Below are 19,954 nucleotides of genomic sequence, written 5' to 3'. Positions count from 1 at the left end.
AACGCTCCCGTGGTGTTCGGCTGGTTGATACGCCTCCAGCCTGCGGCGCGGGAGCCTTCCGGTCGTCGGTGCGGGAACGTAACTTCGGCCTGCGCCGACCGCACTACGCGAAGCCGTCAGGAAGTAGGCCCGGCGACCAACCCGGACTGATACGCGAACACCACCAGCTGCGCCCGATCCCGTGCGTGCAGCTTCACCATCGCCCGGCTGACATGCGTCCGCGCCGTCGCCGGACTCACCACCAACTCCGCGGCGATCTCCTCATTGCTCATCCCGAGCGCCGCGAGCCCCACCACCTCGCGCTCGCGGTCGGTGAGCAGGTTCATCGTCGCCGGGACCAGCGTCGGGCGGCTCGGCTTGGCGGTGAACTCCGTGATCAGCCGCCGCGTCACGCTCGGGGACAGCAGCGCCTCGCCCTGCGCCACCTCACGCACGGCCCGGACCAGATCGGCCGGCTCGGTGTGCTTGACCAGGAACCCGCTCACCCCGGACCGCAGAGCCTCGAAGACGTACTCGTCCAGCTCGAACGTCGTCAGCACGATGATCCGCACGTCCGCCAGCGCCGGATCCCCGCAGATCTGCCGGGCCGCGGCCAGCCCGTCCAGGCCGGGCATGCGGATGTCCATCAGCATCACGTCCGGCTGTGCCGAGCCGGCCAGCTCCAGCGCGGCCAGACCGTCCTCGGCGTGGCCGACCACGGTCATGTCGTCCTCGGCGTCCAGGATCATCGCGAACCCGGCCCGGACCAGCGACTGGTCGTCGGCGAGTGCCACCCGGATCATGAGCGTGCCTCCCATCGGGCGCGGACCAGGAATCCGCCCTCTGCGGTGTGTCCGGCGTGGAAGACCCCGCCGGTGGACGTGACGCGTTCCCGCATGCCGCGGATCCCGACCCCGCTGCCCGCGGAGGCGGAGCCCGTAGCCCTGTTCCCGGCGGCAGCCGGACCGCTGTCACTGATCGCGATCGACAATCCCGAATCCCCGACGGCGACCACTTCGACCCGGGCCTTCCCCGCCGTGGAATGCCGAATGACGTTGGTCAGCGACTCCTGCACGATCCGGTACGCCGCCGTCCCGACCGCCGGCGAGACCCCCGCAGCGGTGCCGTCGTCGACCACCTCGACCGCCAACCCCGACGCCGCCACCGAGTCCGCCAAGCGCGCGATCTGCCCCACCCCCGGAGCGGGCGCCCGATCAGCCTGCTGCGATTCGTCCCGCAGTACCGAGAGCATCGCTCCTAACTCCTCCAACACCTCGCCGCTGGCACGCCGGATCGCCACCAGCGCCTCGCCGGCCGCCTGCGGCCGCCGGTCGATCACATGCGCCGCAGCCGCCGCCTGCACGTTGATCGTCGCCATCGCGTGCGCCACGCTGTCGTGCAGATCGCGCGCGATCCGCAGCCGCTCCTCGGCGACCCGGCGCAGGGCGACCTCCTCCTGCGTCAGCTCCAGGAACCGCGCCCGCTCCCGCAGCGCCTCGATCCGCTCGCGGCGGTCGCGCAGCGCGTCGCCGGTCAGGATCGCCGCCGCCGACCAGCCCAGGAAGATCAGCGGCAGCACCAGGCCCGAGGAGCCGAACACGGCCGCGGCCAGGGTCAGCGCGGCGAGCATGATCCCGGCCCAGGCCAGCGCGGTCCGGCGGCTGGTCTGCCAGCTCACCCCGGCCAGCGAGATCCAGCCCACGGCCCACACCGGACCGTCCGGATACCGGCGCGCGATCTCCGCGCACAGGACGAAGGAAGCGAGCGCCGCCGCCGTCCGCGGCCGCCGCCGGATCATCGCCACGGCCCCGCCCGCCAGCACCAAGAGCACGTACTGCACGGCATCGGCGGCCCGGCTGTCCGGGCCCGCCGAGAGGTGCGCCGAGGTCGTGACCAGCACCGTCGCCGTGACGACGCCGACCGCCGCTTCGGGCAGCCGAGGGGGAACCCGGACCATGCTCCCACGCTAGGCGCGACGCCCCTCGCGGCACGTCCTACCAGGGCAGCAACTACGGCATACGCCCGGCGGAGTACTGCCGCCGCGTCCCGGAGTAGTACCCGACCGAACCGAAACAGCAACGTCGAAACAGCAATGCCGAAGGGGCGCACCCGATCTCAGCACCCGCAGACTCGAAGGCGGAAAGCCATTCAGCACCGAACGCCGAGGGGGACTCGTGCCCGAAGTCCGTGCGCGCCGACCTGACCGGAACCGACGCGCGCCGGCGGTGACGAGAATCAGCCCTCAGCGATGGATCGAGGTGCGGGCCGCCCTGCGCGAGGTCGCGGAGCGCTTCGGCCGCCTCGTGCTCGCCGGCGATCCGGACGCGATGGCCACTGCGGACTGGACCGTCGCCGACACCGCGGCGCACGTGGCCGCGATCGCGTGGCAGTACACGTCGCTGGTCATCTCCTACGACACCGAGCGGCCCATCGACGGAGTCAGGGAACTGCTTCTGAGCACCACCGTCGACAACATCCACACCGGGCTGAACGAGGCGATGCGGCGCAACTTCACGCAGCGTGACCCGGTGGCGCTGGTGGCGACGCTGCGTTCGTCGGTGGCCAGGGTGCTGGAGCTGACCGAGGACGCCGACCCGGCCTCGACGGTGGTCTGGCTCGGCGGCGCGAGCCTGCCGCGCGCCGGACTGCTGGCGCATCTGACCAACGAGATGCTGCTGCACGGCCGGGACATCGCGCGGGCCGGCGGTCGGCCCTGGCCGATCCCGGAGCGACAGGCCGCACTGTTCTTCGAGCTCTTCATCGTGGAGATCATCCGCAACGGCGTCGGCGTGCTGCTGGACGTCGCCGGGCCGCCGCGTCCGGGACGCATCGCCGTGGAGTTCCGCAGCGCTTACACCGATCCGGTGGCGATCGTCGTCACCGACGGTGTGGTGTCGGTGGAGGAGCCGGGCCCGGATGTGGACGTGCGCCTGTTCTTCCGGCCCGCCGCGCTGAATCTGATGCTGTTCCACCACGTGGGACGTCTGCGGACGGTGCTGAGCGGCGGAGTGCGGGCGTGGGGCAGACGTGTGTGGCTGCTTCCAGCGTTTTTGCGGAAGGTCCGGCTGCCCTGAGTTGAATTCATCTCAGCTGAATCCCCGATAGACGTCGCGTTCCCGTGGCGTCGCGTGCCGTCATGCCCCGATGTGTGTCGGGGATATTTCGGCGTGCCCGGATATGGATTTCCGCAGGGCCCTCACACTGAGTAGCGGAGCAATTCCGGAGAAGCACCATCGAAGCCAGTGGACGCATGCTGAGGATAAGGGCGGGATGCCCATGATGCGGCAAGACCATGACGTCGTCTTGTCCCATGTCGTGTTTCAAAACTCCGGCCCATCGAGCCCATGTGCCCTGTACGGAAACAGCAAGCCGCAACTCGTTGATGGAGAAGAGGAGTAGGGAATGGCGTTCTCCGAACGTCTTCGCAGACTGGTTCCCGGCGTCACGGCGCTGATTCTCGGAATCGTGATGGTCTTCGTTGCCAATGCCCCGGTCCAGGCCAGCGGCGGTGACGCGGTCGCCAAGCAGTTCTCCTTCCAGGAGATGCCGATCGCCTTCCCGCCGGGATACGACAGCCTTCCACAGCAAACCGTCCGCCAGGTGAATCCGGCTTATTACAAGATCCGGTCCTGGATATCGTCGGTCGGCGCCGGAGTGGCGATCAACGACCTGGTCGGGCACGGCAAGGCCGACGGGATGTGCGTCGTGGACACCCGGACCGACAAGGTGGTGGTGACCTACACGCCGACCGCCCCGGCCGCCGACCGGTTCACGCCGTTCACCCTGGACCCGGCGCCGCTGCCGTACGACGGCACGTCGATGGCCCCGATGGGCTGCACCCCCGGCGACTTCCTCGGCGACGGCCGGATGGACCTGCTGGTCAGCTACTGGGGCCGGACTCCGGTGCTGTTCCTGGCCAAGTCCGACGCGACCACGCCGTCGGCCAACGCTTACAAGCCAGTGGAGCTCGTCCCGTCGGCCAGCCCGGACGGCAAGTACCACGGGCCGCAGTGGAACACCAACGCCATCGCCGTCGGCGACTTCGCCGGCCACGGCCACCCCGACATCATCGTCGGGAACTACTTCCCGAACTCCGCGGTCCTGGACCCGCACGGGCAGAAGAACGTCCAGATGCCCAACAGCCTGTCCAGCGCCAACAACGGCGGGGGCGCGCATGTGCTGCGCTGGGTGAGCGCGACCTCGGGCACCGACCCGACGGTCAGCTACGTCGAGGACCAGGACGCCATCCCGTTCGCGAACTCCGCGGGCTGGACGCTGGCCATCGCCTCGGCCGACCTCACCGGCGACGGGCTTCCGGACGTCTACATCGCCAACGACTTCGGGCACGCCTTCGTGCTGCACAACGTCTCGGACGGCAACACCGTCAAGTTCTCCACCGTCTTCGGCAAGCGCACGCCGACCACCCCGAAGTCCTTCGTGATGGGCAACGGCTCGTTCAAGGGCATGGGGGTGGACTTCGCCGACGTGAACGACAACGGCCGCTTCGACGCCATGGTCTCCAACATCACCACCGCCTGGGGCCTGGAGGAGAGCAACTTCCTGTGGATCAACCAGGCCAAGAGCGGCGCGGAGATGAAGAAGGACCTGGACGACGGCTACGCGCCGTTCACCCAGGAGGCCGAGCAGAACGGCGTGGCCTGGACGGGCTGGTGCTGGGACACGAAGATGGCTGACTTCACCAACAGCGGGAAGCCGGAGATCCTGCAGGCCGACGGGTTCGTCAAGGGCACCATCGACCGGTGGCCGTGGCTGCAGGAGATGGCCATGATGAACGACGACCTGTTGTCGAACCCTGCGATGTGGCCGAACGTCGGGCCCGGTGACGACATCGCCGGCGACCAGACCATGGCCTTCTACGCCCGCAACTCCGACGGCAAGTTCGTCGACGTCAGCAAGCAGCTCGGGCTGGCCGTGCCGACCCCGACCCGCGGTATCGCGATCGGCGACACCACCGGCACCGGCCGCCTGGACTTCGCGATCTCGCGCCAGTTCGGCGCCCCGGCGTTCTACGCCAACACTGAGCCCGTGCTCGGCGACTACCTCGACCTCAACCTGGTGCGCCCGTCCACCGACGGTCAGGCGAACACCGGGCTCGAAGGCGCCGGCACTCCGGCGTACGGCGCGACGGTCACCGTCACCGCCGATGGCAGAACCCAGATATCCCAGCTCGACGGCGGCAGCGGCCACACCGGCAAGCGCAGCTTCGACGTGCACTTCGGCTTCGGCATGTACATGGGCCCGGTCCAGGTGCACCTGCTATGGCGTGACACGCAGGGCCAGCTCCACACCCAGGACATGCAACTCCCCGAGGGCAGCCACACCCTGACGCTCTCGGGCAACGCGCAGGAGGTTCCGGCGAAATGACGTCCACGATGAATCCGGGAGCCGGGAGCACGGCGTCGGCGGCGGCGCCGGGCTCGTCCCAGGCGGCACCGAAGAAGAAACGCGGCAACACCGACCCGCGCTATCTCGCGCTGCGCAACTTCGCGATCTCGATCAGCGTGTTCAACATCTTCGGCTACACCCTGCTGGGCTTCGAGCAGCCGTGGCTGTGGGCCATCATCTCCGTGCTCTACGCCTACTTCCTGGAGACCACCTTCGAGGTGATCAGCGCGTGGGCGCAGCGCCGTCCCCGCCGCTTCATGGGCCGGGGGGTGCGCGGGATGTACGAGTTCCTGCTCCCGGCGCACATCACCGCGCTGGCCTGCAACATGCTGCTGTACGGCAACAACCAGATCTGGCCGATCCTGTTCGCGGTCGGCGTCGGCGTGACCGGCAAGCACGCGCTGCAGGCACCGATCCAGGGCCGGATGCGGCACTTCATGAACCCGTCGAACTTCGGCATCACCATGACGCTGCTGGTGTTCGGCGGCACCTGGATGAGCATCGCGCCGCCGTACGAGTTCACCGAGAAGGCGAACACGTTCTTCCGCGTCATGATCATCGTCGTCATCGCCACCGCGGGCACCGTCATCAACGCACTGCTGACCAAGAAGACCCTGCTGATCACCGGCTGGATGGGCGGCTTCTTCCTGCAGGCGGTCGTGCGGCACTGGATCTGGCACGTGGCGCTGTTCAACGCCCTGGGCCCGATGACCGGCGTGGCGTTCATCCTGTTCAGCAACTACATGATCTCCGACCCGGGCACCACGCCCGCGCGCCCGCGCAACGGCTTCATGTTCGGCGCCTCGGTCGCCACCGTCTACGGGATCATGATGGTCTTCAACATCGTCTACACCCTGTTCTTCGCGACGTCCTTCGTCTGCGCCGCCCGCGGGGCCGGCTGGTGGGTCGCGCACCTGATGAAGAAGCGGAAGGCGGCGCGCGGGGCGCAGCCGCTGGCGCCGCTGCCGTACGGCAGGCCCGCGCCGGCCGAGGCCGGGACGATCGCCGCGTGAACACCGAGCTTGCCATGAAGACACGGATCGCCGTGGTCGGCATCGCCTGCCGCTATCCCGACGCCGACTCCCCGCAGCGGCTCTGGGAGAACGTCCTGGCCGGGCGTCGGGCCTTCCGACGGCTGCCGGACGAGCGGATGCGCGCCGAGGACTACTACTCACCGGACCCCACCGCCCCGGACCGCTTCTACTCGGCCAAGGCCGCGGTGATCGAAGGGTTCGAGTTCGACCGGGTCAAGTTCAAGATCGCCGGCAGCACCTTCCGGTCCACCGACCTGACCCACTGGCTGGCCCTGGACACCGCGTCCCGGGCCCTGGCCGACGCCGGGTTCCCCGACGGCGCGGGACTGAACGGCCGGGCCACCGGTGTCATCATCGGCAACACCCTGACCGGCGAGTTCGCCCGGGCCAACGTCATGCGGCTGCGCTGGCCGTACGTCCGGCGCACGGTCGGCGCGGCCCTGCGCGAACAGGGCTGGGACGACGCCGCGCTCACGGCGTTCCTGGCGGACTTGGAGCAGCGGTACAAGGCGCCGTTCCCCGGCATCGACGAGGACACCCTGGCCGGCGGCCTGGCCAACACCATCGCCGGCCGGATCTGCAACCACTTCGACTTCGCCGGCGGCGGCTTCACCGTCGACGGGGCCTGCTCCTCCTCGCTGCTGTCGGTGGCCACCGCATGCGACGCGCTGGCCGCCGGCCGGCTCGACGCCGCCGTCGCCGGCGGCGTGGACCTGAGCATCGACCCCTTCGAGGTCATCGGCTTCGCCAAGACCGGGGCCCTGGCCACCGGCGAGATGCGGGTCTACGACAAGCACTCCAACGGGTTCTGGCCCGGCGAGGGTTGCGGAATGCTGGTCCTGATGCGGGACGAGGACGCGCTGAAGCGCGGCTTGTTCCGCTACGCGACCATCGCCGGCTGGGGCTACTCCTCCGACGGCAAGGGCGGCATGACCCGGCCGGAGGCCTCCGGGCACCGGCTCGCCATCGAGCGTGCCTATGCGGCCGCTGGGTTCACCGTAGACAGCGTCGCCTACCTCGAAGGCCACGGCACCGGCACCGCCGTCGGCGACGCCACCGAGCTGCGGGCTTTCTCCGAGGCCCGGCGCGCCGCCGACCCGGACGCCGCACCGGCGGCGATCAGCACCGTCAAGGGCAACTTCGGGCATACCAAGGCCGCCGCGGGCGTGGCCGGCCTGCTCAAGGCGATCCTGGCGGTCCGGCACCAGGTGATCCCGCCGGCCACCGGCCACGTCGACCCGCACCCGGAGCTGACCGGCGACCGGCCGGCGCTGCGGGTGCCGGGCACCGCCGAGCTGTGGCCGCCGGACAAGACCGTGCGGGCCGGCGTGTCCTCGATGGGCTTCGGCGGCATCAACGCGCACATCGTCGTCGAACACGGCGACGGCGCCCGCCGCGCCGAGCTCGGCGCCGAGACCCGGCAGCTGGTCCGCTCCCGCCAGGACGCGGAACTGCTGCTGGTCGACGCCGCCGGGGTCGCCGAGCTGCGCGGCCGGATCGCGCAGGTCGCCGCGCTGTGCGGACGGCTGTCCTATGCCGAGGTCGCCGACCTCGCGGCCACCCTGCAGTCCGAGACCGCAGACCGGCCGCTGCGTGCGGCGGTCGTCGCCGGCTCGCCGGAGGAGGCCGAGCGCAAGTTCGGCAAACTCCTGACCCTGCTCGACGCCGGCTCGCGGACGGTGCTGGACCTGGCCGACGGCGTCTTCCTGGGCAGCGCGGCGATGCTGCCCAGGATCGCGTTCCTGTTCCCCGGCCAGGGCGCCGGGCGCCGGGGCGACGGCGGGGCGCTGCGGCACCGGTTCGCCGAGATCGACGAGCTGTACCGGGCCGCCGCGCTGCCGACCGACGGCGACCTGGTCGCCACCGAGGTCGCGCAGCCGCGCATCGTCACCTCCTCGCTCGCCGGACTCAAGATCCTGACTCGCCTCGGCATCGAGGCATCGGGTGCGGCGGGCCACAGCCTGGGCGAGCTCACGACCCTGCACTGGGCCGGCGCGATGGACGAGGCCGGGCTGCTGGCCGCCGCCACGGCGCGCGGCCGCATCATGGCCGCGGCCTCGGCCGGGAACGGCGCCATGGCGTCGATCTCCGCCGCCGCCGAGGCCGTCGAGCCGCTGCTGGCCGGCGAGCCGGTGGTGATCGCGGGCTACAACAGCCCCACCCAGACCGTGGTGTCAGGGCCCGCCGACGCTGTGGAACGGGTCGGCGCCCGGGCCTCCTCCGCAGGCCTGGACGTGGCTCGGATCGCGGTGTCGCACGCCTTCCACTCCGAACTGGTCGCCCCGGCGGCCGAGGAGTTCGGGTCCTGGCTCGGCGAGCAGGATTTCAGTCCCCTGCGACGCCGCATGGTCTCGACCGTGACCGGTCAGGAGCCGGAGGCGGACCTGGACGTGCCGGCCCTGCTGGCGCGTCAGATCCGCGAACCCGTCCGGTTCTCCGACGCGGCCGCGGCCGTGGCCGAGCGTGCCGATCTGCTCATCGAGGTCGGTCCGGGACGCATCCTGCGCGGCCTGGCCGCCGACATCGCCCCCGCGGTGCCGGTGGTCTCGATGGAGACCGACAGCCCGTCGCTGGCCGGTCTGCTGCGCACGGTCGCCGCCGCCTACGTGCTCGGCGCCCCGGTGCGGCACGGCGAGCTGTTCGCCGACCGGTTCACCCGGCCGCTGCCGCTGGACAAGGAGTTCAGCTTCTTCGCCAGTCCCTGTGAGACGGCGCCGGAGGACATCCCGGCGGCCGTCGTCACCACCGGGAACGGCGTCGCGGTCGGCGGCACGGCGGCGGACTCCGCGCTGCGGATCGAACTGGCCGCGCCGGAGGGGACCGCGCACGGACAGAGCGTGCTGGAAGTCCTGACGCGGCTCGCCTCCGAACGTGCCGAGCTGCCGCCGGAAGCCGTCCGGCCGGACAGCAACCCGCTGGACGAGCTGCACCTGAGCTCCATCACGGTCGGCCAGATCGTCAACCAGGCCTGTCGCGAACTGGGCCTGGTACCGCCGGCCACCACCTCGGCGTTCGCCACCTCCACGATGGCCGAACTCGCCGCGATGCTGGAGGAGCTCGGCGGGACCACGCAGGAGGCCGACGTTGAACGGCTGAGGGCGGCACCTGGCGTGGGGCCCTGGGTCCGGGCTTTCGCTGTGGACCTGGTTCCGACCGCGGTCGGGGTGCCGGTTTCCGGCGCCGACCAGGCTGCCGGAGCCGGCGAATGGCGGCTGTTCGCGCCGGACCGGCATCCGCTGGCCACCGTGCTGCACGAGGCGCTGCGCGAGGCCGGCCTCGGCGACGGGGTCCTGCTGTGCCTTCCTCGGGAAGCCAACGAGGACGATGTCCTGCTGATGCTGCGCGCGGCCCGCGCCGCGCTGTCCGCCGTGGACCCGGTGCGCTTCGTCGTGATCGGGGAACGGCGCGGCGGCGCGGGACTGGCCAAGACCCTGCACCTGGAGGCGCCGAACGTCGCCACCACGGTGGTCACCCTGCCGTTGCCGCTGGGGATGTCCGAGGCGCGCGCCGACCGCGCGGTGCACCGGATCGTCGCGGACGTCGCGGCCACCGACGGCTTCAGCGAGGTGTTCTACGACTCGGCCGGGGAGCGGCACGTGCCGGTTCTCAGGGCCCTGCCGGGGACGCGCGCGCACGCGCATGACAGCCTTCTGACGTCCGCCGACGTCCTGCTGGTCACCGGCGGCGGCAAGGGCATCACCGCCGAGTGCGCGTTGTCGCTGGGCTTGGAGACCGGTGCCGCGGTCGGCCTGCTGGGCCGGTCGGACCCGGCCGAGGACGCCGAGCTCGCGGCCAACCTGGAGCGGATGGCGGCGGCTGGCGTGCGGTACCACTACGCGCGCGCCGACGTCACCTCCGCCGACGAGGTGAAGGCCGCGGTCGAACAGGTCCGGGGCGCTTTGGGCGCGGTGACCGCGGTGCTGCACGGCGCCGGCCGCAACGTGCCCACGGCCCTGGTGAACCTGGACGAGGCCGCGTTCCGCAGAACCCTGGCGCCGAAGATCGCGGGGCTCGAAGCCGTGCTGTCCGCGGTGGATCCGGCCTCGCTGCGGCTGCTGGTCACGTTCGGCAGCATCATCGGCCGCGCCGGTCTGCGCGGCCAGGCCGACTACGCTGTGGCCAACGACTGGATGACGGACCTCACGCACCGGGTGGCCGAGGAGTTCCCCGGCTGCAAGTGCCTGGCGCTGGAGTGGTCCGTGTGGTCCGGCGCCGGCATGGGCGAGCGGCTCGGCGTGCTGGAATCGCTGGTGCGCGAAGGCATCGAGCCGATCCCGGCCGAGGACGGGGTGGCGCTGCTGTCCCGGATGATCGCCGATCCGGCGGCACCGACCTCCGCGGTCGTGATGGGACGCGCGGAGGGCCTGCCGACGATCACCCTGGAGCGCTCCGAGGTTCCGCTGCTGCGCTTCCTGGACCGGGTGCAGGTGCACTACCCCGGCGTGGAGCTGGTGGCGGACTGCGACCTGTCCGGCGACAGCGACCTCTACCTGCCCGACCACTACCTGGACGGCGACCTGCTGTTCCCGGCGGTGTTCGGCATGGAGGCGATGGCGCAGGCGGCCAATGCCCTGACCGGCCGCGGCCAGGCGCCGGTGCTGGAGGACGTGGAATTCCTCCGGCCGATCGTCGTCCCCCCTCAGGGCTCGACGACGCTGCGGGTCGCGGTGCTGGCCGACGGCCCGGACGCGGTCACGGCCGTGATCCGCAGCAGCGACACCGGTTTCGCGGCCGACCACTTCCGGGCCCGGCTCCGTTACGGGGTCGCGGCTTTGGCGGGCGGCGCGGCGTCCGGGGCCGGAACTGGAACCGGAACCGAGCACCTGCCTTTGGAACCGGCCGGCGACCTCTACGGTCCCGTGCTGTTCCAGGGCGACCGGTTCCAGCGCCTGCTCGGCTACCGTGCGCTGGCCGCGAAGCGCTGCGTCGCGGACATCGCCAACCAGCCGACCGCGCCGTGGTTCGCGCCGTTCCTGGCGGCCGAGCTGGTGCTCGCCGACCCCGGGACCCGCGACGCCATGATGCACTCGATCCAGTGCTGTGTACCGGACGCGACACTGCTGCCGGCCGGGATCGAGAGGCTGCACCTGGCAGACCTGGGTGTCGTCCGGAATCAGGACACTGTCACCCTGCACGGCCGCGAGCGCAGTCGCGAAGGTGACACCTATATATGGGACGTCGACGTCCGCGACGGCTCCGGTGCTCTCGTCGAGCGCTGGGAGGGCTTGACCCTGCGCGCGGTGCGCAAACAGGACGGCTCCGGACCCTGGACGCCGACGCTGCTCGGTCCGTACATCGAGCGGCGTACGGACCAGGTTCTGTCGGCCGCATTGCGGGTCGCGATCCGTCCGGACGCGCCGGGGGAGGACCGCGGCGTCGAGACCCGGCGCCGGCAGACCGCGCAGACCGTCGGCTGGCTGCTCGGCGGCGAGGCCGACCTGCGCTACCGGCCCGACGGCAAACCCGAGGCCTCCGGCGGGTTCGCGGTGTCCTCCGCGCACGGCGCCGGTGTGACACTCAGCGTCGCGGCCGCGGACGTCGCAGTGGCCTGCGACATCGAGGCGGCGGTGGAGCGGCCGGAGAGCGAGTGGGCCGACCTGCTCGACCGGCCGGGCCTGGATCTGGCGAAGCTGATCGCGGCCGAGTCCGGCGAGGCGCTGGCGTCCGCGGCCACCCGCGTTTGGGGTGCGCTGGAAGCGCTGGGCAAAAGCGGCCGGGCGCGTGCGGACCTGGTCGTCGACGGGCCCGCCCGGGACGACCGCTGGGTCCTGCTGCGGTCGGGCGGGGCGCGGATCGCGACCTTCGCGACCGCGCTGCGCGGGCAGTCCGAGCCGGTGGTGCTCACCCTGCTCGCCGAAGACAAGGAGTAACGGTGGTAACGGTGGAGTCCTACTACGAATACCGGCACCTGGTGGGTTTCGAGGAGACCAACCTCGTGGGCAACGTCTATTACGTCAATTACCTACGGTGGCAGGGCCGCTGCCGGGAGATGTTCCTGCGGGAACAGGCCCCTGAGGTACTGGCGGAGGTTCAGGACGACCTGAAGCTGTTCACGCTGAAGGTGGATTGCGAGTTCCTCGCCGAGATCACGGCTTTCGACGAGCTCTCGATCCGCATGCGCTTGGAGGACCTGACGCAGACGCAGGTCGGGTTCGCGTTCGACTACGTGAAGCTGGCCGACGAGCAGGAGACGCTGGTGGCCCGGGGCCGGCAGCGGATCGCCTGCATGCGCGGCCCGAACGGGGACACGCGGCCGGCGAAGGTGCCGGACGCGCTGCGCGAGGCGCTGTCGCGGTACCGGATCGCGCCGGCCGCTTCGGGTGCTTCGGGCGCTTCGGGCGTCTCGGGTGGCTCGGGCGCCTCTGGTGCGTCCGGGGCCTCCGGGTCCAAGGTGCTCGCCGGGTCGGCCGCCGAGCGCGGCGGCGAGGCGGTGCTGCAGGGGTCGCGGCCGTGAGCGTCATCGGGACGGCGGCCGTGGAACCGGAATCCACGCTGCGCGACCGGCTGCCGTCCGGGCTGCACGCCCCGGCGGATCTGCGCAGCTGCTTCGGGATGTTCGCCACGGGGATCACGGTGGTCTCGGCCGGCGGCCCGAACCCGTGTGGCATGACCGCGAACTCCTTCACCTCGGTGTCGCTGGACCCGCCGCTGGTGCTGGTGTGCATCGTGCACGACGCCGCGATGCACAAGGCGATCCTGGGCGAGGGCAGCTTCGCGATCTCGGTGCTGGCCGCGCACCAGGAGCCGGTCGCGCGGCACTTCGCCAACCGCGACCGGCCGCGCGGCGAGCGCGAGTTCGAGGCCGTGCGCTGGCAGCCGGGCCCGGTCACCGGCGCCCCGGTGGTGGCCGACACCCTGGCCTGGATCGAGTGCGGCCTGGCCGCCGTGTACGACGGCGGCGACCACTCGATCTTCGTGGGCTCGGTCCTGGACATGGGCAAGGGCGGAGCCGGGGACGCGCTGTTGTTCTTCCGGGGCGGCTATCACCGGCTGGAACCGGGGACGGCCAAGTAGGCGCGGCCCGTCAGACCCCGGCCCGGGCGGTTCCGGCATCCCCGCCGGATCCGCCCGCGGCCGCCGTTTTGTGAACAAGTCCGCTATATGCAGACGTTCGCGCAGGAATCACGTCATGAGCTCTCATGAACGTGAATATACGAACGTTCACCTGTATTTGTTACGCTCCGAGCGCCCCTCGTGGTGGATCAGAGCACGTTGGAAGAAGCCTGACGTGATCTAGATGCATGAGCATTTTATTCGCTCGCTGTTAACTGCCACGCACCTTCCGTCGGAACCAGGCGGCAGCGCGTGCGTGCCAACGGCCGCCAGACCACAGGGGGGGACTGTCCGGCCTCGGCCCCGCATCGGAAGGCGGACTCATGACCCCAACCCAACGGTGGACGCTCGCCGTGGCCTGGATCGTGATCCTGACCGCCGGCGCCGACAACCTCGGCGTCAACACGGCGCTGCGCGCCATCCAGGCCACCGGCGTCGCCTCGGCGCCCACCCTGCTGTGGGCGCTGCTGGTGCACCTGCTGGCGCTGCTGGCCGCGCTGTCCGCCGGCGACCGTATCGGCACCCGGATCGGCAACCGGCGCGCGCTGATCGCCGGATCCCTGCTGTACGCCGGGGCTTCGGCGGCGTGCGGTCTCGCGACGCACGGGACCGTGCTCGTCGCGGCCCGCGCCGGCCAGGGCGCGGGATCCGGACTGGCGGTCGCGGCGGCGCTGGGGCTGATGGGCCTGACGTTCCCGGCCGACTCCCGCGGCACGGCGGCGCACCGCGTGGCGCCGGGCTTCGCGCTGGCACTGGTGGCCGGCCCGCTGGCCGACGGCGCCGTGGCCGCCGGTCCCGGCTGGCGCTGGATCTTCGCCGCCGACGCGGTGATCGGCGGGTGCGTCGCCGCGATCGGCTACGTTCTGATCCGCCCCGACAGCGGCCGGCGCGGGCGCCTGGACCCCGAGGGAGCGCTGGCCGCCGTCGTCGCCGTCGGCGGGCCCGTCTGGGCCCTGCTGCGCGCCGACCGGGTCGGCTGGCGGGCGCCGGAGGTGCTGGTCGTGCTGGCGGTCGGCGTCGTCGCCCTGGCCGTGCTGTTGTGGTGGGACACTCCGTCAGGGCCCTTGCACCGCTGGAGGTTCCTCGCCGGCAACGCCTCCGACCTGTTCCTGTTCGCCTCGATCTACGGCACCGCGTTCCTGGTGGCCGCCGACCTGCGCGGCGTCGGCGGGCACGGGCCGCTGGGCATCGGGCTGCGGCTCACGCCGTGGACCGGGTTCATGGCCGCGGCGACGGTGTACCCGGTGCGCGAGCGGTTCGGCCGCGAGTGGGTCTCGGCGCTGGGCTCCGCGCTGCACGCCGGGGGACTGGTCTGGCTGGCGTGGCTGGCACCGTCGGGTCGGCTCTCGACCACCGCCGCGATTCCCCTGGCACTGTCCGGGATCGGCGCCGGGCTGGCGCTGTCGCGGGCCCGGACAGCCGGGCTCGGCCGGGTGCGGCGGGACGCCCCGGGACGGGCACCGGCGCTGCTCGGCGCGGTCCCGATGGCCGGGGCCGCGGTCGGGATCGCGCTGCTGGCGGTGGTGGCGCGCGCCAGCCGGTCCGGCGTCCCGGGCCCGCACCGGGCCGCCGGCACGGCGATGGCCTGCGCCGCCGGGCTCGCGCTGGCCGCCGCGGTCGCGGTGCTGGCCGTGCCGCGCGAGCGGGGGCCCGCTCCGCGTCCGCCGACCCGGCGCGGGCCGGTTTGGCCGGCTTGGACGGCGTGGTCGGCGTGGTCGGCCTGGTCGGCCTGGTCGGCGTTGCGGCCGTTGGTGCTGGTCACCGCGCCGAACGGTGGTCGGCGAGTGGGGTCCAGGAAACGATGTGGCGTGCCGCGGTGAAGCTCGCCCATGAGGTGAGGTGGATCAGGGTTCTGTCGGCGCCGGAGGCGGCTTTGGAATGCGTGCCGGCACCGGTTCGGAAGGCGGCGATCGTCTGGTCGTCGACCTGCCAGGACGCCAGCGCCACCAGCAGAGCCAGGCGGCCCGCGGCCCGGTCGGCGCCGGGCAGGTCGGCGACCGCCTGGTCGAGCCAGCGGCGGTCCAGGCCCGGCGGGCGGCCGTCCCAGGCGCCGAGGACCCGCGGCAGCAGCTCGGCGACCGAGTCCGGCACCGCCTCCCGCCCGGCCTGCTCGACGGCGTGCGCGGCGCGCGCGAAGGCCTCGGCGACCGCCGGGGCGCCGGCGGCCCACGCCAGGTCGGCCGGGAGCGGGGCGGCGGGCAGCAGGTCGGCCGAGGTGCCGGCGGGCTTGGGGCGGCGCGAGGCCCGGCGCATCAGGGTGCCGAGCACGCGCGCGACCACCGGCAGCGCGCTGCGCGGGGTGCCGTCGGGCATGGGGACGTCGGGCAGGAAGACGTTGACCATGCGGTTGAGGTAGTGGAAGACCGCGGTCACGCCGACCAGCTCAGGGGCCTGATCCGCGGGGAAGGGGAGTTCGAGGCCTGAGGCGGTGTCACGGACCGCGCCGTCCCGGGCCCACGCGGCGATCGCGCGCAGGCGGTCGTCGCCGATGGCGTCGAAGTGGTCGTCGGCGATGGCCTGCGCGTCGCGCCCGCGTACCAGCGAGTTCACGGTCGCGGTGTGGACCGTAACGCAGTAAGGACACGAATTCGCCAGCGAGACCGCCGAGGCCGCGACCTCCTTGGCGGCCCGCTCGGCCCGGCCGTCGGCGACCAGGGTCTCGCGCAGCGTCAGCCAGCTGGCCGCCAGCAGCTCCGGGGCCGGGGAGTGCAGGGCCAGCGGCGGCGCCAGCACGCCGAAGTCGCGCTCCATCTCGCCGTAGACCCGGGCCACCAGATGCCGCGCCGAGCGCACGTCCACCGGCGTGACCCGCTGGACCTGCGCGAGCGCCGTACGGCGGAGCACCGGTCGGATGGGATTGGCACTCATCTTCGCTCCTTCGGCGGTCCCCGGGCGGAAAGCCACGGCGGCATATGTGTCTTATGATCCGGTAGGTCTGCCGCCGCGAGCCCCTTCCAGATTGCGCTCCGGAGGTTCGCAGCCCCCTGACACCCCAGCGCGGAGCGCACAGGGGAAGAGGCTGGCCGGGCCGCGCCGTCCCGATACTCGTCAGTGACCCCGGACACGCGATTTCGCCGGATGACGTGGCGGACAGGGAGGACCCCGTGAACGCGATGCAGGACGTGTACACCGACTTGGCGGCCGAGGCCGCCGACCTCGACCGCGTGGTGGCCGAACTGGACCCGGCGGGCTGGCGGACGCCGACCCCGGCCCCGGGCTGGACGGTCGCGCACCAGATAGCGCACCTGGGCTTCATCGCCCACCTGGCCTGGTCCGCAGCCGCGGACCGCGCCGAATTCGGCCGCCTGGCAGCCGCCGCCAAGGACGACTTCGAAGGCGCGGTGAACACCGCCCTGGCCGACTACCTGACCGGCGGCCCCGCCCAAACCCTGGCCCGCTGGCGCGCAGACCAAGCGGCAGCCACCAAAGCCCTGGCCGAAGTCCCCGCGGACCAAGTCGTGCCCTGGCTGGTGAACCCCCTCCCACCCTCGATCCTCGCCGCAGCCGGCCTGATGGAACTCTTCGGCCACGGCCAAGACATCCACGACGCCCTAGGCATCGACCGCACCCCCACCGACCGTATAGGCCACCTCGCCTTCTTCGGCACCCGCACCCGCGACTTCGGCTACCTGGCCCACAACCTCACCCCACCCACCGAAGAATTCCGCTTCGAACTCACCGCCCCCAGCGGCCTGATCTGGAACTTCGGCCCCGAAGACGCCACCCACCGCATCACCGGCCCAGCCCACGACTTCTGCCTCCTGATAACCCGCCGCCGCCACCACGCCGACCTGGCCCTCACCGCCACCCCCGGCGAGGCGACGCGCTGGCTGGACATCGCCCAGGCCTACCGCGGCCCCGCGGGCGAGGGCCGGAAGCCGGGGCAGTTCGCGGGGGTTTGATGCGGGGAGCTTAGGGGGTGCTTGTCGAGTGGTCGCGCCGCTGCACCGGTGGTAGCCGACTGCCGGTGCCACGGTGCCACGGTGCCACGGTGCCACGGTGCCACGGTGCGGCCCGGCGCCACGGTGCGGCGGGTGCGCTGTTGCGGCGGCGCGGCGGTGGCAGCTGCTGTGCGGCCAGCTGCAGCTCGGAGGCACCCGGCTGCCGGTGCGGCGGTGCGGCGGTGCGGCGGGGGCGGTCCCCGGGTGGCGGTCGGCTGCGGGGCAGAGTGCTGATTGCCGCGCTGCTGCTGGGGCGGCGCGGCGATCGTGAGGCGGACCGCGGCGGCTGGCTGTAGCTGCCGGTGGTAGCTGCCTGCGCGGCGGTGGCGCTGCTGCACGGCTGCGGGTCGCTGCTGGCTGGCTGCCCACGCCGGTGGTTGGTGGCTGCTCGGTGTGGCGCGGCGGTGGCGGTCCGGGCCTGCGGCTGCCGGTGCGGTGGCTCGCTGCTGCGGCGGCGCTCCTGGTCTTGCTGATCTGGTGCTCAGCCTGGCAGCGCGCGGACCCCGGCTCCCACGGTGTCCGGGAACCCGAAAGCAGCCACCAGCGCCGCATCCCCGAATACCGTGATCCGCGCGATCCCGCCCCGCCGCATGCCCAGCACCGCGACTCCGAAGGCGCGGTGCACGCCCTCCCCGTCGCGAAGGTATGCGACGGCGGCGGGTTGGCCGTTGGCGCGCGTTGGCAGCATTCGCCACGTGCCGGGGGTGCCCAGCGCCCGGCGGAGGTGGCGGGTGCAGGTTTCGAGGCCGGAGTACCAGCTCAGCGAGGGCGTGACCTCCAGTACCGCGTCCTGCGTCAGGGCGCGTTCCAGCGCGGTCGGGTCAGCCCTCTCAAAAGCGTCGATGTAGGTATTTAACAGCGCACGCTCCTCCGCCCCAGTTGGCAGCGACACGTCGTCGGCGGTCGGCGCGACTTGCTCGATGCGACCGCGTGCTCGCTGGAGGGCGCTCTTCACCGCGGCGGTGGACATCCCGAGTAGCTGCCCGACGTCCGCCGCCGGCAGGTCCAGTACCTCCCGCAGCAGCAGCACGGCCCGCTGCCGGGGCGGCAGGTGCTGCAAGCTCGCCACCAGCGCCAGCCGCAGATCCTCGCGCCGGTCGGCCACCGCCGCGGGGTCGTCGGGGTGGCCCGTGAGCCGGCTGTCGGCGATCGGCTGTAGCCACGCGAATCCGGGCTCTGCCATGGTCTGCGGGCCCTCGGGGTCGTCGCTCGGCGCGCCGAGGCCGGACGGCAGCGGCCGGAGCTTGCGGCTCTGCAACGCGGTCAGGCAGGCGTTGGTCGCGATCCGGTACAGCCACACCCGCACCGACGACCGCCCCTCAAACCCCTGATACGACCGCCAAGCCCGGAGAAACGTCTCCTGGACGACGTCCTCCGCCTCGTCCGCCGAACCCAGCATGCGGTAACAGTGCGCCAGCAGCTCACGCCGCGATGCCTCCGCCGCAGCAGCAAAACCCTCAACCTCGGTCATGCGATGAAGGCCTCTGCGAACCTCTCGACAACCTCGCCGCCGATCACATCGGGAAAGCTGATGATGAACTCATCGACCCCGACTGCCTCATAAGCCGCGATCCGCTCCCGAATCACCTCCGCCGTCCCGACCAGCCCGTACTCCGCGAGCTCGCCCGGGAACACCGCCGGAATCCACTGCGGCAGCCGCGACCGGGCCTCCTGCTCGGTGTCCCCCAGCGACCCGTACATCAGCACCGTCTTCCGGATCGACCCGAAATCCCGTCCCACCGCCTCGCAGTGCCGCCGAAGCACCTCCAGCTTGTGCGCCACCGTGGCCGGATCCCCGAGCAGGTTGCACAAATCGGCGTACTTCGCGACCACCTTCAGCGTCATCCGCTCGCCGCCGCCGGCGATCATCATCGGAATGTGCGGGCTCTGCACGCCCTTCGGCTGGTTGATCGCATCGGCCACCGTGTAATGCTGCCCCTTGAACGTCGTCTCTGGCTCCGTCCACATAGACAGAATGATCTGCACAGCCTCCTGCAGCCGCCGCAGCCGCGTGGCGTCGTCCCGGAACTCGAACCCGTAGCTCCGATAGTCCGGCTCGTACCACCCCGCGCCGATCCCGAACGTGAACCGCCCCCCGCCGATCGCGTCGACCGTGGACGCCATCTTCGCCTGCAACGCCGGATTCCGGTAGTCGTTGCACGTCACCAGCTGCCCGACCCGAATCCGCTCGGTCTCCCGCAGCAACGCCGCCACCGTCGTCCAGCACTCGAACACCATGTGCTGCGAAGGCGGCACGGTCACCAGGTGGTCGGCGACGTACACGCTCTCGTACCCGGCCCGCTCCGCGTTCTGCGCCACAGCGACCATCGCGTCGAAAGTCTCCGCCGGGTCGAGGCGACCCGCGAGCTCCTGCGTAAAGCCCTGCGGCAACCCCAAGCTAAAGGTGACGGCCATCGTCGTCGTGTCCTCTCATCGAAGGCGCGCGAACACGGCGCGCTCGATGTACAGACCGACGGCGATGGCCGAAGGAATCGGTATGGCCGGCGATTCTTTTGCTGTTTTTCTCCGCCTCGGGAAGAG

At 71.8% G+C, this 19,954-nt stretch carries 12 protein-coding genes and 1 pseudogene; 8 read left to right on the top strand and 5 right to left on the bottom strand.

What is annotated here, in order from left to right:
* Positions 1-116: 116 nt before the first annotated feature.
* Positions 117-782 carry a response regulator gene (locus tag ABH935_RS46665; protein WP_370384454.1) on the bottom strand — a complete coding sequence of 222 codons (666 nt, stop codon included), beginning with the start codon at positions 780-782 and terminating at the stop codon, positions 117-119.
* Positions 779-1,936 carry a sensor histidine kinase gene (locus ABH935_RS46660; RefSeq protein WP_370384453.1) on the bottom strand — a complete coding sequence of 386 codons (1,158 nt, stop codon included), beginning with the start codon at positions 1,934-1,936 and terminating at the stop codon, positions 779-781. Before ABH935_RS46660 ends, ABH935_RS46665 begins: the two co-directional genes overlap by 4 nt.
* A 268-nt stretch (positions 1,937-2,204) precedes the next feature.
* On the opposite strand from ABH935_RS46660, the gene ABH935_RS46655 reads away from it, so the two are divergent.
* From ABH935_RS46655 to ABH935_RS46625, 7 genes and pseudogenes are all read left to right on the top strand, one after another.
* A complete protein-coding gene (locus tag ABH935_RS46655) occupies positions 2,205-3,053 on the top strand; it encodes a maleylpyruvate isomerase N-terminal domain-containing protein (protein WP_370384452.1) in 849 nt (282 codons plus the stop codon).
* A 328-nt stretch (positions 3,054-3,381) separates the two neighbouring features.
* Positions 3,382-5,364, top strand: a complete 1,983-nt coding sequence (locus ABH935_RS46650; RefSeq protein WP_370384451.1) for a CRTAC1 family protein — start codon at positions 3,382-3,384, stop codon at positions 5,362-5,364.
* Entirely contained in the window at positions 5,361-6,398 is a 1,038-nt protein-coding gene (locus ABH935_RS46645) for a hypothetical protein (RefSeq protein WP_370384450.1), read from the top strand. The genes ABH935_RS46650 and ABH935_RS46645 overlap by 4 nt, the downstream gene beginning before the upstream one ends.
* Before the next feature lie 14 nt (positions 6,399-6,412).
* Complete coding sequence (locus ABH935_RS46640; protein WP_370384467.1) at positions 6,413-12,289, top strand: SDR family NAD(P)-dependent oxidoreductase; 5,877 nt, start codon at positions 6,413-6,415, stop codon at positions 12,287-12,289.
* A gap of 11 nt (positions 12,290-12,300) precedes the next feature.
* Positions 12,301-12,759 (top strand): annotated as a pseudogene (locus ABH935_RS46635) (acyl-CoA thioesterase); the annotation flags it as partial.
* Positions 12,760-12,869: 110 nt separating this feature from the next.
* Entirely contained in the window at positions 12,870-13,433 is a 564-nt protein-coding gene (locus ABH935_RS46630) for a flavin reductase family protein (RefSeq protein WP_370384449.1), read from the top strand.
* A 362-nt stretch (positions 13,434-13,795) separates the two neighbouring features.
* Positions 13,796-15,292, top strand: coding sequence for an MFS transporter (locus tag ABH935_RS46625; RefSeq protein WP_370384448.1), 1,497 nt, complete (start codon positions 13,796-13,798; stop codon positions 15,290-15,292).
* On the opposite strand, the gene ABH935_RS46620 is transcribed toward ABH935_RS46625, so the two are convergent.
* Positions 15,231-16,340 carry a carboxymuconolactone decarboxylase family protein gene (locus ABH935_RS46620; protein WP_370384447.1) on the bottom strand — a complete coding sequence of 370 codons (1,110 nt, stop codon included), beginning with the start codon at positions 16,338-16,340 and terminating at the stop codon, positions 15,231-15,233. The genes ABH935_RS46625 and ABH935_RS46620 overlap by 62 nt on opposite strands.
* 236 nt (positions 16,341-16,576) lie before the next feature.
* Here ABH935_RS46620 and ABH935_RS46615 point away from each other — a divergent pair, with 236 nt between their 5' ends.
* Positions 16,577-17,374, top strand: coding sequence for a TIGR03084 family metal-binding protein (locus ABH935_RS46615; RefSeq protein ID WP_370384446.1), 798 nt, complete (start codon positions 16,577-16,579; stop codon positions 17,372-17,374).
* 520 nt (positions 17,375-17,894) lie between these two features.
* Here ABH935_RS46615 and ABH935_RS46610 read toward each other — a convergent pair.
* Positions 17,895-18,884: an RNA polymerase subunit sigma-70 gene (locus ABH935_RS46610; RefSeq protein ID WP_370384445.1), complete on the bottom strand. Its 990-nt coding sequence runs from the start codon at positions 18,882-18,884 to the stop codon at positions 17,895-17,897.
* Positions 18,881-19,828, bottom strand: a complete 948-nt coding sequence (locus ABH935_RS46605) for an LLM class F420-dependent oxidoreductase (protein ID WP_370384444.1) — start codon at positions 19,826-19,828, stop codon at positions 18,881-18,883. Before ABH935_RS46605 ends, ABH935_RS46610 begins: the two co-directional genes overlap by 4 nt.
* Positions 19,829-19,954 lie beyond the last annotated feature (126 nt).

Source organism: Catenulispora sp. GAS73, from assembly GCF_041262085.1.
In the GTDB taxonomy this organism is placed as follows: Bacteria; Actinomycetota; Actinomycetes; order Streptomycetales; family Catenulisporaceae; genus Catenulispora.
Note: the sequence above shows the minus strand (reverse complement) of the source record. Positions and strands in the feature narration are given on the sequence as shown.